14 protein-coding genes are annotated in these 13,159 nt (G+C 34.9%); 5 read left to right on the top strand and 9 right to left on the bottom strand.

What is annotated here, in order from left to right; all coding sequences use genetic code 11:
• Positions 1-5: 5 nt before the first annotated feature.
• Positions 6-731: a hypothetical protein gene (locus RMR09_RS05310; protein ID WP_310594770.1), complete on the bottom strand. Its 726-nt coding sequence runs from the start codon at positions 729-731 to the stop codon at positions 6-8.
• A gap of 274 nt (positions 732-1,005) precedes the next feature.
• Between RMR09_RS05310 and lysS the strand changes: the two genes are divergently transcribed.
• Positions 1,006-2,709, top strand: a complete 1,704-nt coding sequence (gene lysS, locus RMR09_RS05305; RefSeq protein WP_310594769.1) for a lysine--tRNA ligase — start codon at positions 1,006-1,008, stop codon at positions 2,707-2,709.
• A gap of 54 nt (positions 2,710-2,763) precedes the next feature.
• Here the strand turns inward: lysS and RMR09_RS05300 are convergent, their stop codons facing one another.
• The 4 genes from RMR09_RS05300 to RMR09_RS05285 form a co-directional block, all read right to left on the bottom strand.
• Positions 2,764-3,717 carry a transporter gene (locus RMR09_RS05300; protein WP_310594768.1) on the bottom strand — a complete coding sequence of 318 codons (954 nt, stop codon included), beginning with the start codon at positions 3,715-3,717 and terminating at the stop codon, positions 2,764-2,766.
• Positions 3,718-3,838: 121 nt separating this feature from the next.
• Positions 3,839-4,879: a cytochrome c peroxidase gene (locus RMR09_RS05295; RefSeq protein ID WP_310594767.1), complete on the bottom strand. Its 1,041-nt coding sequence runs from the start codon at positions 4,877-4,879 to the stop codon at positions 3,839-3,841.
• 54 nt (positions 4,880-4,933) lie between these two features.
• Positions 4,934-5,731 (bottom strand): MbnP family protein, encoded by a 798-nt coding sequence (locus RMR09_RS05290; protein WP_310594766.1) that lies wholly within the window; start codon positions 5,729-5,731, stop codon positions 4,934-4,936.
• 130 nt (positions 5,732-5,861) lie between these two features.
• The gene (locus tag RMR09_RS05285) at positions 5,862-6,131 is read right to left on the bottom strand and encodes a hypothetical protein (protein ID WP_310594765.1); all 270 of its coding nucleotides are present in this window, start codon (positions 6,129-6,131) and stop codon (positions 5,862-5,864) included.
• Positions 6,132-6,372: 241 nt separating this feature from the next.
• Here RMR09_RS05285 and RMR09_RS05280 point away from each other — a divergent pair, with 241 nt between their 5' ends.
• Positions 6,373-6,807 (top strand): hypothetical protein, encoded by a 435-nt coding sequence (locus RMR09_RS05280; RefSeq protein WP_310594764.1) that lies wholly within the window; start codon positions 6,373-6,375, stop codon positions 6,805-6,807.
• A 45-nt stretch (positions 6,808-6,852) separates the two neighbouring features.
• On the opposite strand, the gene hemL is transcribed toward RMR09_RS05280, so the two are convergent.
• From hemL to RMR09_RS05265, 3 genes are read right to left on the bottom strand one after another with little or no spacing between them, the layout of a single operon-like run.
• A complete protein-coding gene (gene hemL, locus RMR09_RS05275; protein WP_310594763.1) occupies positions 6,853-8,139 on the bottom strand; it encodes a glutamate-1-semialdehyde 2,1-aminomutase in 1,287 nt (428 codons plus the stop codon).
• Between the two features lie 18 nt (positions 8,140-8,157).
• Positions 8,158-8,961 (bottom strand): glucosaminidase domain-containing protein, encoded by an 804-nt coding sequence (locus RMR09_RS05270; RefSeq protein ID WP_310594762.1) that lies wholly within the window; start codon positions 8,959-8,961, stop codon positions 8,158-8,160.
• Positions 8,958-9,851, bottom strand: coding sequence for a pyridoxal-phosphate dependent enzyme (locus RMR09_RS05265; protein WP_310594761.1), 894 nt, complete (start codon positions 9,849-9,851; stop codon positions 8,958-8,960). Before RMR09_RS05265 ends, RMR09_RS05270 begins: the two co-directional genes overlap by 4 nt.
• 105 nt (positions 9,852-9,956) lie before the next feature.
• On the opposite strand from RMR09_RS05265, the gene RMR09_RS05260 reads away from it, so the two are divergent.
• From RMR09_RS05260 to ilvA, 3 genes are all read left to right on the top strand, one after another.
• On the top strand, positions 9,957-10,136 hold the full coding sequence (locus RMR09_RS05260) for a DUF5522 domain-containing protein (RefSeq protein WP_310594760.1): 180 nt from the start codon (positions 9,957-9,959) through the stop codon (positions 10,134-10,136).
• A 65-nt stretch (positions 10,137-10,201) separates the two neighbouring features.
• Complete coding sequence (locus tag RMR09_RS05255) at positions 10,202-10,741, top strand: DUF4136 domain-containing protein (RefSeq protein WP_310594759.1); 540 nt, start codon at positions 10,202-10,204, stop codon at positions 10,739-10,741.
• A gap of 95 nt (positions 10,742-10,836) precedes the next feature.
• Positions 10,837-12,081 (top strand): threonine ammonia-lyase IlvA, encoded by a 1,245-nt coding sequence (ilvA, locus tag RMR09_RS05250; protein WP_310594758.1) that lies wholly within the window; start codon positions 10,837-10,839, stop codon positions 12,079-12,081.
• Here the strand turns inward: ilvA and RMR09_RS05245 are convergent, their stop codons facing one another.
• Positions 12,082-13,035: a GSCFA domain-containing protein gene (locus tag RMR09_RS05245; protein WP_310594757.1), complete on the bottom strand. Its 954-nt coding sequence runs from the start codon at positions 13,033-13,035 to the stop codon at positions 12,082-12,084. It abuts the gene before it with no gap.
• Between the last annotated feature and the right edge of the window lie 124 nt (positions 13,036-13,159).

Below are 13,159 nucleotides of genomic sequence, written 5' to 3'. Positions count from 1 at the left end.
ACTTCTTATTCCAAAACCACTTCTAAATTTGTACTTTCGGGATTTGCCAAAACTTCCAAAAGAGAAAAAGTGAGCAATAACGACTTCTTGTCGGAACCTACAACTGCCTTAGGATTGGAAACCGATTGTATCGATTTAGGGAAATAATAATGTAATACAAATACTTCTTTCAATGGCAATACTGAAATGCGTTTTTTAGCTTCATTTATTTCCTCTTGCTGTTTTTTCAGTTCTTCTGGATTAGTAATTGCTACTATTCGGTTGAATCGGGTACCGTCAAAAGTAAAATGTACCGAATAATAATGTTTCTCGGCACTTAACGCATAATTATTTTGAATGTTATCTGCATAATCTTCGGTTTTATACAAATCGGCGACTTCAGAAATAGCTTTGAATTGCTGGGAAAGTTGCGTGCGAAACTCTTTTTCATAAGAACTTTTTTTAATCTTAACCTCAACTGGAAAATGTTTTTCGTAAACCGATTTCTCAAATGACGTTAGTTTAGCAAAGGTTTCTCCATATTTTTTGGCATAATCTTGAAAGACATAAGTGGTATCTTCAAACTTTTCTTCTTTTGAATAGTTTTCTCTAGCCAAGAGCTGATACGATTGTTCATCACGAAATTGTTCTACTGTAATACTTCCACTTTCATCAGAGTTTAGATGAATCGTTTCGGTTACTTGACAACTTTGAAGTGTTAGTACAACAAAAGCAAAAAAGATTTTTTTCATTTCGATTTGGGTTTTTGGTTGGGATTTCAAATATACAAAAGGTTTTATAGGTTTTGGAACCAAAATCGTCTTTTCTAGCCCCGATAGCAGCGGCATCCTTTTTAGGGAGGGCTGAGGCTCTCGAAGTCCTCCTTAAAAGATAAAGCGAATAGCGGGACTAAACGAAATTAAAGCACTAAATAACTGCTCCTTAAAAAACTACTATCATTTTAAAATTTTGAAATTGCCACATTTTCAAATTTAACTATCTTTGCGCTCTTAAAATCTGATTACAATGGCATTATCTGAACAAGAAATTATCCGAAGAGAAAAACTTCAATCCTTACGCAACTTAGGAATCGATCCTTATCCTGCTAACCTTTTTCCTGTAAATCATAGCTCAAAACAAATCAAAGAGCAATTTGAAGAAGGTAAGAAGGTAATTGTTGCTGGACGTTTGATGAGCGTGAGAGACCAAGGAAAAGCTTGTTTTGCCGAATTACAAGATAGCGAAGGCCGTATCCAATTGTACGTAAACCGAGATGTATTGTGTAAAGAGGAAGATAAAACATTGTACAATCAGGTATTCAAAAAACTAACCGATTTAGGTGATTTTATTGGTATCGAAGGAGAATTGTTTACCACACAAGTGGGTGCGCAATGTATTCGTGTGGATGGATTTACCTTTTTGAGTAAAACGTTACGCCCGCTTCCTTTACCAAAAATAGACGAAGACGGAAAAGTACACGATGCTTTTAATGATGCTGAATTGCGCTACCGAATGCGTTATGTCGATTTGACGGTAAACCAAAATGTAAAACAAACGTTCATTAAAAGAACCAAATTGTTCAACGCAATGCGTTCTTTTTTTAATGATGCAGGATATTTAGAGGTAGAAACTCCGGTTTTACAATCGATTCCTGGTGGCGCTGCAGCACGACCTTTTATCACGCACCACAACTCACTTGACATTCCGTTGTACATGCGAATTGCCAATGAATTGTACTTAAAAAGATTGATTGTTGGAGGATTTGACGGGGTATATGAGTTTTCTAAAAACTTCCGTAACGAAGGAATGGATAGAACGCACAATCCTGAATTCACTGCCATGGAAATATATGTAGCCTACAAAGACTACAACTGGATGATGGAATTTACCGAAAACTTGTTGGAGCATTGTGCTACGAGCGTTAATGGAACAAGCGAAGTAACTTTTGGAGAACATAAAATCAATTTCAAAGCGCCTTACGCTCGTGTAACGATGGCCGACTCTATCAAACACTTTACTAGATTTGATATTTCTGGAAAATCAGAAGCTGAATTGTTTGCTGCTGCCAAAGGAATGGGAATCGAAGTAGACGAAACCATGGGTAAAGGAAAATTGATTGACGAAATTTTTGGCGCTAAATGCGAAGGAAATTATATCCAACCGACTTTCATCACAGATTATCCAAAAGAAATGAGTCCGCTTTGCAAACAACACCGAGACAATCCGGATTTGACAGAACGTTTTGAATTAATGGTTTGCGGAAAAGAAGTAGCCAATGCCTATTCTGAATTGAACGACCCAATTGACCAAAGAGAGCGTTTTGAAGACCAAATGCGTTTGGCAGAAAAAGGAGACGATGAAGCGAATGGAGTTATTGACGAAGACTTCTTGAGAGCGTTAGAATACGGAATGCCACCTACATCTGGATTAGGGATTGGAATGGACCGATTGATGATGTTCTTGACGAATAATGCCTCAATTCAAGAAGTATTGTTCTTCCCGCAAATGCGTCCGGAGAAAAAACAAATTCAAATTGAATTGACTGACGAAGAAAAATTAGTAGTAGATTTATTGAAAGCCAACAACAACCAAATGGATTTGGGCGAATTGAAAGCCAAATCAGAATTGAGCGGTAAAAAATGGGATACTGCTACTAAAGGTTTATCGCAACACAAATTAATCAAAGTAAGTGTAACTGGCGAAAGCAAAATAATGGAATTAATTGGATAAATTAATTCTGCAATTATAAAAAAAGGAGCTTCAATTGAAGCTCCTTTTTTAGTTTTATAACGAATAATTCAAATTAATACTCCAACGGTAATTGGCTTCTACATTACCTCCTGTTAAATTTTGCTGAATAGGCAACATAGCATTGGCTCCAAAAGAAAAAGCATTACGTCCCACTTCAAACCCCAATTTACCAAACAAGGCATTTCCTGCAGTTTTGTTTAATCTTTGTCCATGTTGGTAATTATTTTCGTAGTTTTCACCTGCAATTCCTATTTGAGGGGCAAAGGAGTATGCATCCTTTTCATACAAATAGAAAAACGTAGCGGCATAATTCAGCTGGTTTCCAAAGCGGTAATTTTTCTGATTTTCAGTTTTTATCACGTAATTCAATAGCGTGTTGAGTCCGAATTGTTTTCTTCTTACAATATATTCGGTTGCCAAAAGATAATCCCAACTCCCCGTTCCAACTTGAAAACTCGGATTAATGTTCCCAGAATTGGCTTCATTGAATTTTCCTGTTGGCATTTTTACACCACCTCCCATTTGTAGGGTATGAACCAAAAAAGTACTGTCTTTGTGTGTTTGGTACAAACGATACATAACCAAAAGTGTAATATCTCCAACACCATTAATCGTTTGATCTCCTGTAGCCGTGGCTCTATTGTGGGAATGATATGGAAGTAAAACGGATAGCTGTATATTTTCCTTTACAGGAATTCTGGCCCAAACTTGAGTGGTATTAAAATTTTCTTTGTACCAAAGCGAATTGCTATACAACCCGTCTGTTGATTGGTATTGCTGATTGAAATATCGGATCCCAACGAAATTAGAATTCAACATGGATGCAAATCCCATACTTCCTCCACTAGCAGAGCAGCCACAAGCATCACAATCGTCATCCAAAAAATGATGAAATTGGGTAAACGGATTTTTGAATTGTAAACTGTCTTTTTCAGTGGCATTAGCCAATTGAAAAAGAAATAGTATCAATAAGGTTATTTTTTTCATTTAATAAGTTTTGTTTGAACAAGTTTTTAAATAAAACCTCTATTTAAAATTTAACCATTAAGGAATTAAGTTTCATTAAGCCTTAATTTACTTAATCTCTTAATGGTTTTAGAAAATTAAATTAATATTCCGAGAAACGTTTATCGGTTAAATACTGTGTATCTGTTAATGTTTTTAAAAAAGCGATCAACTGCGTTTTTTCAGTTGGTGTTAGCGCTATACCTAAACGTCCATTAGTATTTAAAATAGGATCCAAATTGGTTGAATTTCCAACACCTGAATTATAGTGTTCTAAAACTCCTTCTAAAGTTAAAAAACGCCCATCATGCATATAAGGTGCTGTTTTTTCAACATTCCGCAAACTTGGCACTTTAAATTTATGCAAGTCTTGAGCTAATTGAGTAACACGAAAACGTCCGACATCATTAATTAAAGGATTAACAGGCAACCCATTATTTCGGAACGAATTATCGGTAAATAAATCCGTTGCGTGACAGGTTGCACATTTTTGGTTAAATACAGCGTACCCATCTAATTCTTGTTGAGTTAGAGTTCCACCTGTTTCATTGCGGCGGTATTTATCAAAACGAGAATTGGACGAAGTGACCATTACCATAAATTGTCCCAAGGCTTTGAGCATGTTTTCAGAATTAATTTGTCCGTCTGTAAAAGCTAAACGAAATAATTTTTGATATTCGGCATCGGATTTCATCATGGCGATAGCTTTACTAAAATTACCATTCATTTCTATAGGACTTGTAAATGGTATAATCGGTTGTAAATCCAAATGAGTTGTCGCTCCATCATACATAAAACTGGTTTGGAACCCAAGATTCTGAATCGAAGGTGTATTTCTAGTTCCAATAGCATCATTCACCCCATGACTTAAAGAGTGACCGTGATGTGTAAAAGCATCTTCTTGGATATGACAAAACCCACAGGAAACTATTCCGTCTGAAGCTAGGCGTCCTTCATAAAATAATTTTTTACCTAATTCGAATCCTTTTTGCGTAGGAGGATTATTTACCAAATCATACGCCAAAGGCGGAAAATTAGAAGGCACCTTGAATTCCAAAGGAATGTTTTGGTACGCATCATCATGATCATTGGAACAACTCCACAACAATGGTAAAATGAGTAACAATAAATAATTTGTTTTCATTTTCTGATATTTTTAAAGCGGTCAGCCATAGAACCAACCGCTTCAAGATTAAATTTAGTCGTTATGAACATGTTCCACACTAAACATGTTGGAAAGATTTGCTGTAATTAAAGGCAGATTTGCCCCACTCATAATCATTGCTCCCATTCCCATACCATTACTTGCCGTTAAACTAACTTTATTAGTTCCATCTAACACTTTTGAAATATCTGTCATAATATGGACTTGTGGCGTTATGGTAGTTCTTACCAATGCATTTGTTGGCAAATTCAATGTAACTGTAGTATAGTTATAATCCGTTCCTGTTTGTCCTGTGTGAACCATAAAACTAGTAGGACTAGTTACTGTTGACGAAGTAAAAGTTCCTTCAAAAGCTAAAAACTTATATCCTGCCGACCAAGACCACATCATTCCAGCAGTTTGCGCTAATGCTAAAAAATCACCTTGACCCGTAGCTCCTAAATTAAATTGGGCTTGATCTACTCCAATTCCAAAACTTACTTTAGTATAATTAGCAGCAGGAATATTTAGAAGATTTAACAATGTACTTGCAGTTGTTGACTCATCAACAATAAAATAACTTTGTGATTTTGGCACTGTAAATGTAGTCCCATCTACTTTTGTCAATACAATATTGCTTACAATATATTTTAGCTTATTTATCTTGACTACTTCACCATTAGAATTGGTATATGGTGTATCAAAAGCTAAATTATTAGCATTATACACATTGTCAAATTCTAATTTTAAATTCCCTTCACCAGTAATTACTTCGTCATTTTTATCGGTACAAGAAAACAAAGCAAACGCGATAGCTATAGCAGCTATACTATATTTAAATTGAAATTTCATTTTTTAAATTTTATGTAATTGTATTAATAATATACGTGTACACCCTATTCTAGAATTTTCTAAAAAAGGCATACAAGAATAAATTCGTTCATAATAATGAATCGAAAAGCACTAAAATGCAATAAAAGATTTAAGAAATAATGGTGGGTGGGTGAAATACTGAATTGGTATTCAAATAGGAATACAATTCTAAATACGAGGAATTAATTTTACTTTCAGTTGAAAAACTAAAAGATACTATTGAGAATGATTTGATTTCTTTGAAAAACAACACTTCTTGTATCGGCGTATTTTGTTTCTTATCTGAAGATTTTGGATTTTCTGTCTCAGCAGCTTTTGCCAATTCTTTCATCAAGTGACATTTTCCATTACAATGCATCATTGGCTTTGCCTTGTTCACACAAAGCACTTTGGAAATGTATTCATAATTAACAATATAATCTACAACCGGAAGAATTGGCTTTAGAATTAATGCGATTAATATTATGAAGACTATTTTTTTCACGATGCAAAATTAATCAATTCTATCATAAATAAATTGATTCCATTAACTTAAATCAAACCAAATCCCAAACTTTTGTTAACACTTAAACCTTTTTGCTATTCAAAAGTCTTATCACTATAACTTAAAAATTATAACCATGAAAAAAGTATTTATTGTAGCGCTATTAGCTATTAGCTTAAGTAGTGTTGCGCAAGATCGAAAAGAAAGACCTTCAAGAGGAGAAATGGAACAAATGACTCCTGAACAACGCAGCCAATTACTTGTAAAGAAAATGACCTTGGAATTGGACTTGAATGCCAAACAACAGGATCAAGTGGCTAAAATCATAGCGGAACAAAGTGCTAAAAGAGAAGCTATGAGAGCGGAACGAAAAGCTAAGATGGAAGAAGGAAAAATCAACCGATTTGAAATGGCTAACAAACTGTTAGACGAACAAATCGCAATGAAAGACAAAATGAAAAGCATTCTATCTGCTGATCAATTCGCAAAATGGGAAACCCTAAAAGAAAAAACCAAAGAACGAATGGGTGATGAATGGAGAGAAAAACGCAAAGACCATAAAAGAGATTAATTCAAAAAAAACTTCCGGCATAACCGGAAGTTTTTTTTATATAAATTAGAATGTTTTAGAGACTTTATCAATCGCCTGGATAGTAAAATCCAAATCTTCGTAGGTCAAAGCATCTGTAATAAACCAAGTCTCATACGCAGATGGCGCGATATAAATTCCTTCTTGCAGCAAACCGTGAAAGAATTTCTTGAAAGTGTCATTATCTCCTTTTGCGGCGGATTGAAAGTCAACTACTGGATTGGCATCAAAATGAACCGAAATCATAGACCCTACTCGGTTTATTGTAAACACAACATTATTAGCTTTTAAAACACGATCTATTCCTGCTTCTAAATAGGCTGTTTTTTCTTCCAATCGCAGGAAAACAGCAGCATCATTATTCAACGCTTGCAACATGGCTAATCCTGCTGCCATAGCCAATGGATTCCCAGATAAAGTTCCAGCTTGATACACTGGACCTAATGGCGCCAAATGATTCATAATTTCTGATCGAGCCGCAAACGCACCAACAGGCAAACCGCCTCCAATCACTTTTCCGAAACAAACTATATCCGCTTGAATTCCGAATAGCTCTTGAACTCCTCCTTTTGCTAAACGAAAACCCGTCATTACTTCGTCAAAAATCAATTGAATTCCGTTGTTGGTACACAATTGGCGAAGACCTTCTAAAAATCCCTTTTGAGGAGGGATACAACCCATGTTTCCAGCTACTGGTTCTACAATAATAGCAGCAATCTCATTCTTATTCGCTTCAATTAAAGTCGCAACATTTTCTAAATCATTGTAACGCGCTAACAAAGTGTCTTTTGCTGTACCTGCTGTAACTCCCGGACTATTGGGTGATCCAAAAGTAATAGCTCCACTTCCCGCCTGAATCAAAAATGAATCAGAATGACCATGATAACAACCTGCAAATTTGATAATTTTATCTCTTTTAGTATAACCACGAGCCAATCGAATGGCACTCATACAAGCTTCAGTTCCTGAATTTACAAAACGAATTTTATCAATATTCGGCACCATTGCTACTGCTAAAGCAGCAATTTGCGTTTCTAATTCGGTTGGCATTCCAAAGGAAGTACCTAATTGCGCTTTCGCTACAACCGCTTCTACCACAGGTTCAAAAGCATGACCTAAAACCATCGGTCCCCAAGAGTTGATATAATCAATTAATCGGTTTCCATCTTCGTCATACAAATAGGCACCTTTTGCACTTTTAACAAATATTGGAGTTCCTCCTACGGCTTTGAAGGCTCTTACCGGCGAATTTACGCCTCCAGGAATTACTTTTTCGGCTTCAGCGAATAACTGACTGCTTCTTTGGTATATCATTGTTATTGAATTTTATAATTACTTTAAGCGAAGTTTTTGCCCCACATAAAGTGTGTTATCTATCATGTTATTTTTTTGTTTCACTTCTTCTAAACTCAAATTGAATTTTTTGGCAATGGAAAACAAAGTATCTCCTTTTTGTACTTCATAATCACCTTTAATTTGATTTTCGGCCAATACAGGCGTTTCTATTTTCTTTTTATTGATAGCATATTTCTTCCCCAAAACCTGATTGTCGTATTGGTACAATTCATAGCGTTCTATGTACGAAATCAGCTTTTCAGGATAATTGGGATCAGTAGCATAACCTGCCAAACGCAATCCTTTTGCCCAGGCTTCATAATCATCTTTGGGTAATTCAAACAGACTAGCATAACGGTTTCTTCCTGTCAAAAAAGTAGCGTGATCTTTAAATGACTCCGCGGGATCGTTGTATTTTCTAAAACATTCCTGTGCTGCATCATCGTCTTGTAAAACGCTTTCTCCAGTCCAATCGTTATGACATTTGATCCCGAAATGATTATTTGCCGTAACTGCCAAAGTACCTCTACCCGCACCCGACTCTAAAATGCCTTGTGCCAAAATAATACTCGCAGGAATACCATAACTCTTCATATTGTTCATGGCGACTTCTTTGTAATTAGCAATATAACCATAGACTACTACATTGGTAGACAGTTGTTTTGTAGAAGTTGACCCAGATTGATTTTTATATTTACTCGAATTGTATCGGTCGTCTTTTTTGGTCACAATCACCGATTTTTTGGTGTGACAACCTACTAATAGAAATACTACAAAAACAAGCGCAATTTTTTTAATCATAAGGTATTTATTGTTGGTAGACCTTTCTTTTTCAGTTTCAAATTCATCCCTTGAATCCCTTGTAATCCACCAGTATGAATTAATAAAATTTTAGAGTTTTCTGGGAAATAATTTTTCTCGATTAAATCGAATATTCCAAAAACCATCTTCCCTGTATAAACAGGATCTAACGGAATCGTAGTCTTTTCGAAAAACCAATTGATAAAATCAATTAATTCATCATTCACTTTCGCATAACCTCCAAAATGATAATCGGTAATTAACTCCCAATTGTCATTGTGTACAAAATTACGAATTTCATCTTGTAAAAAGTCACCTTTTAAAGCAGGAAATCCTAAAACTTTTTGATGAGGCAATGCACTATTTATAATCCCCGAAATAGTCCCTCCCGTTCCTACAGCACATCCTATATAATCAAATATAGTGTCTTCATTAGTTAGAATTTCTTCGCAACCTTTAATCGCAAGTGCATTCGTTCCTCCTTCGGGAACCAAATAAAACAAACCGTATTGTTGTTCCAATTGCTCTAAAAAAGAAGGTGCAGTTTTTAAGCGATAGTTATCTCTTGATACAAATACCAATTGCATACCGCATTCTTGAGCAAATTTCAGGGTAGGATTATCTTCTATTTTATCTGTTAATTCATCACCTCGAATAACACCGATGGTTTTAAAATCATTCTCTTTGCCGGCATAAGCCACTGCTGCAATATGATTCGAATACGCCCCGCCAAAAGTTAATAGTGTAGTTTGATTTTCAATTTTAGCTTGACGCAAATTGTACTTTAATTTCCTGAATTTATTCCCCGAAACAAAAGGATGAATTAAATCCTCTCGTTTAATTACTAGAGAAATACCCTTTGGAAATTCGATAAAAACCGCTTGATTCAATGCGTAGTTGATATTAAAGTGTTAAATATTTAGTAACGAATAACAATAGACGCTATTAAATTTCTAAATTTGTTAGAGAACAAGTTACTGTTCAAATACTAATTTATGGATAGGCAAAGTAATGAAAATAAATTAACAGGAGACGAAGATTTCTATTATACTCCTGAAGGATATAAATGTTTTACAGAAAAATTCCATCTCAAACGGGGGTATTGTTGTAAAAGTGGCTGTCGCCATTGTCCTTATGGATTTGACAAAAAGACCAATACTATTCGTAAAAAATAAAATTTCGGCATAGTAGTTGATTTATAAATTGTATCACTCAATTTCCAACTCTTAAATTTAAAAAAATGAAAGCAATTCAATTTTTATCCTTAGTAACCCTTTTGACACTTGCTTCTTGCGGTTCAATGATAAGCGTTAACTCTGATTACGACAAAAAAGTCGACTTTTCGGCTTATAAAACGTATGCCTATTATAAAACCGGAATTGACAAAGTAGAAATTTCAGATTTAGACAAACGTAGAATCTTGAATGCTATTGACCAACAAATGCTTGCTAAAGGATTTACCAAAAGTGATACTCCTGATTTATTAATTAATCTTTTTACTAAATCCCGTGAGCAAGTCAATGTAAACCAATTCAATGCAGGTTGGGGATACGGATGGGGTTGGGGATGGAATCCTTACATGATGGGAGGCAGACAAACCACCGTAACTACTTCTACTGAAGGCACATTATACATTGACTTTATTGATGCTAAAAAGAAAGAAATGATTTGGCAAGGAGAAGGTACTGGGGTACTCACCAAAAACACCAACAGGAAAGAAGAACGAATTAATGAATTTGTCAGCCAAATTCTATCTCAATACCCTCCCACTAAAAAATAAAAAAATCAAACCTCCTTATTCAGGAGGTTTTTTTTATCAATAAGACAAACAACAGATGAAAACAATTCGTATTTTTGAATTAAAATTAATAAAATATGAATCTTTTTAAAGAAGCCATAATTGCCAAGAATCAATTACAAGGTGTTGTATCTCCAACACCGTTGACAGAAAATACTAATATTTCTGCTGAATTTGACGCTACAATTTTATTAAAAAGAGAAGATCTTCATATTGTACGTTCTTATAAAATTAGAGGGGCTTACAATAAAATAAGTTCGCTTTCAGCATCCGAAAAGCAACAAGGAATTGTTTGTGCAAGTGCGGGTAATCATGCCCAAGGCGTTGCTTATTCTTGTAATTTATTACAAATTAAGGGCAAAATATACATGCCCAAAACCACCCCAAAACAAAAAATAAAACAAGTTCAGTTATTCGGAAAATCCTTTGTGGAGATTGAATTAATTGGAGACACTTTTGATGATGCTTACGCTAAAGCAGTAACCGATGCGAAAGAAAATAATAAAATATTCATTCACCCTTTTGACGATCTAAAAGTCATTGCAGGACAAGCAACTGTGGGATTAGAAATTTTAGAATCGTATCACAAACCTATTGATTATGTTTTCGTTCCTATAGGTGGAGGTGGATTAGCAGCTGGTTTAGCAACCATTTTTAAAAAACTGAGTCCTACAACAAAAATCATCGGAGTTGAACCCGAAGGAGCGCCAACAATGAAAACTGCCATAGCTGTAGGCAAGAACACCCCTCTTGAAACCATTGATAAATTTGTAGATGGAGCTGCTGTAAAACAAGTAGGTAACCTAACTTTTGAAATTTGTCGACATCTTTTAGATGATATCATTCTTGTTCCAGAAGGGAAAGTATGTACAACAATTTTGCGATTGTACAACGAAGAAGCAATGGTGGTAGAACCTGCAGGAGCTTTAACTATTTCCGCTTTGGATTTTTATAAAGAAAAAATCAAAGGCAAAACAGTAGTTTGCATCGTCAGCGGAAGCAATAATGACATTGAACGTACTGCCGAAATTAAAGAACGTTCATTATTGTACGAAGGCTTGATGCATTATTTCATCATTCAATTTCCTCAAAGACCTGGTTCGTTAAAAGAATTTGTCAACGAAATTTTAGGTCCAGACGACGATATCACCTATTTTCAATTTACCAAAAAGAACAATCGAGAATCGGCACCCGTTGTAGTTGGTCTAGAATTGAAAAATAAAAATGACATCCAAGCTATTAAAACCAAAATGATCGAAAGAGGTTTTCAATACAACTACATCAACGAAAAGCAAGACCTATTCAACCAGTTAATTGGGTAATTAAAATTGAATAAAAGGAAATTTAGCTTGTACTTGAGCTATCTTTTCTTGTAATTTAGACACAAATTTCTGATGACTTTCAGATGCTGGATAAAAAGGTTTGTGCAACAATCCTTTTTGAATCGAATCCACTTCTTCAAGAGTTGAGAATGTCGTTTCAGAAAGTGTTGTCTCTCTAAATCGCTCCCAAACATAATCAATAGCTACCGAACTTGGGTGCAATAAATCGTCACTATAAAAACGATAATCACGTAACTCATCAATTACAATTTCGTATGCTGGAAAATATTCCGAATAATTTAATTGTTGTTCATAAAGTAGATTTTGCAACGCAGTAATTAAATGGGCTTTACTTCTTTGATTTTCTACAAAACCATCCTTGATATGTCGCACTGGAGAAATCGTAAATACAAAAGCACAACTGGGATTCAATTGCCGAATAGTATCTACCGTATTTTGGATTGCCGTTTCAATGGTGGCTACTGACAAAATATGTTTGTCAAAATGAGTTTGCGGCATTTTATGGCAATTAGTAACAATCACACTTTTTTCCTTTTCTCGATACACCCAGGAAGTTCCGTAAGTAATTAATACATGTGTTGATTCCTTGATTTGTTGATGTGTAGATGCTACTATTTCATTGAGACGCTCTAAAAATTCATTTTTGTCTTGATGACTTAAATCAGAATGCACTGCGTAGCAATGAAAACGTTCGTTATGAAAGAAAATATCTGCCTCCGTAAACATTCTTTGATCCACTGCCCTTGCAACTAATTTTTCAATGGATACGGGATTAAAAATAATTCCAAACGGATTGGTTCTATTTTGGAACTTAAAATAATCCAACTTCTCGCCCATATTTACAGCAAAACAGGACCCTAAAGACACAATTTTAGCATTGTAGTCAATTGGATGATTTGAATTGGCAATAGGTACAGGAGTAGTAAACTTCATTTTCTTTATTTTGCTACTACAAATTACAATTATTTTAAAAATAAATAGTGAATTATAGATTTTAATTTTCAGCTCCATAACAAAGCCCTTAAAAAGTATAGACTTTAAAAGGGCTTCATTGAAT

This window comes from Flavobacterium sp., assembly GCF_031537875.1.
GTDB lineage: Bacteria > Bacteroidota > Bacteroidia > Flavobacteriales > Flavobacteriaceae > Flavobacterium.
This window is presented reverse-complemented; position numbering and strand designations above follow the sequence as displayed.

What these genes read in the sequence shown, in the direction of transcription:
- RMR09_RS05290 (WP_310594766.1), bottom strand. Translation starts at nt 5,731, where the DNA reads ATGAAATTTCAATTTAAATATAGTATAGCTGCTATAGCTATCGCGTTT.
- RMR09_RS05280 (WP_310594764.1), top strand. Translation starts at nt 6,373, where the DNA reads ATGAAAAAAGTATTTATTGTAGCGCTATTAGCTATTAGCTTAAGTAGT.
- hemL (WP_310594763.1), bottom strand. Translation starts at nt 8,139, where the DNA reads ATGATATACCAAAGAAGCAGTCAGTTATTCGCTGAAGCCGAAAAAGTA.
- ilvA (WP_310594758.1), top strand. Translation starts at nt 10,837, where the DNA reads ATGAATCTTTTTAAAGAAGCCATAATTGCCAAGAATCAATTACAAGGT.
- RMR09_RS05310 (WP_310594770.1), bottom strand. Translation starts at nt 731, where the DNA reads ATGAAAAAAATCTTTTTTGCTTTTGTTGTACTAACACTTCAAAGTTGT.
- lysS (WP_310594769.1), top strand. Translation starts at nt 1,006, where the DNA reads ATGGCATTATCTGAACAAGAAATTATCCGAAGAGAAAAACTTCAATCC.
- RMR09_RS05255 (WP_310594759.1), top strand. Translation starts at nt 10,202, where the DNA reads ATGAAAGCAATTCAATTTTTATCCTTAGTAACCCTTTTGACACTTGCT.
- RMR09_RS05300 (WP_310594768.1), bottom strand. Translation starts at nt 3,717, where the DNA reads ATGAAAAAAATAACCTTATTGATACTATTTCTTTTTCAATTGGCTAAT.
- RMR09_RS05260 (WP_310594760.1), top strand. Translation starts at nt 9,957, where the DNA reads ATGGATAGGCAAAGTAATGAAAATAAATTAACAGGAGACGAAGATTTC.
- RMR09_RS05270 (WP_310594762.1), bottom strand. Translation starts at nt 8,961, where the DNA reads ATGATTAAAAAAATTGCGCTTGTTTTTGTAGTATTTCTATTAGTAGGT.
- RMR09_RS05245 (WP_310594757.1), bottom strand. Translation starts at nt 13,035, where the DNA reads ATGAAGTTTACTACTCCTGTACCTATTGCCAATTCAAATCATCCAATT.
- RMR09_RS05295 (WP_310594767.1), bottom strand. Translation starts at nt 4,879, where the DNA reads ATGAAAACAAATTATTTATTGTTACTCATTTTACCATTGTTGTGGAGT.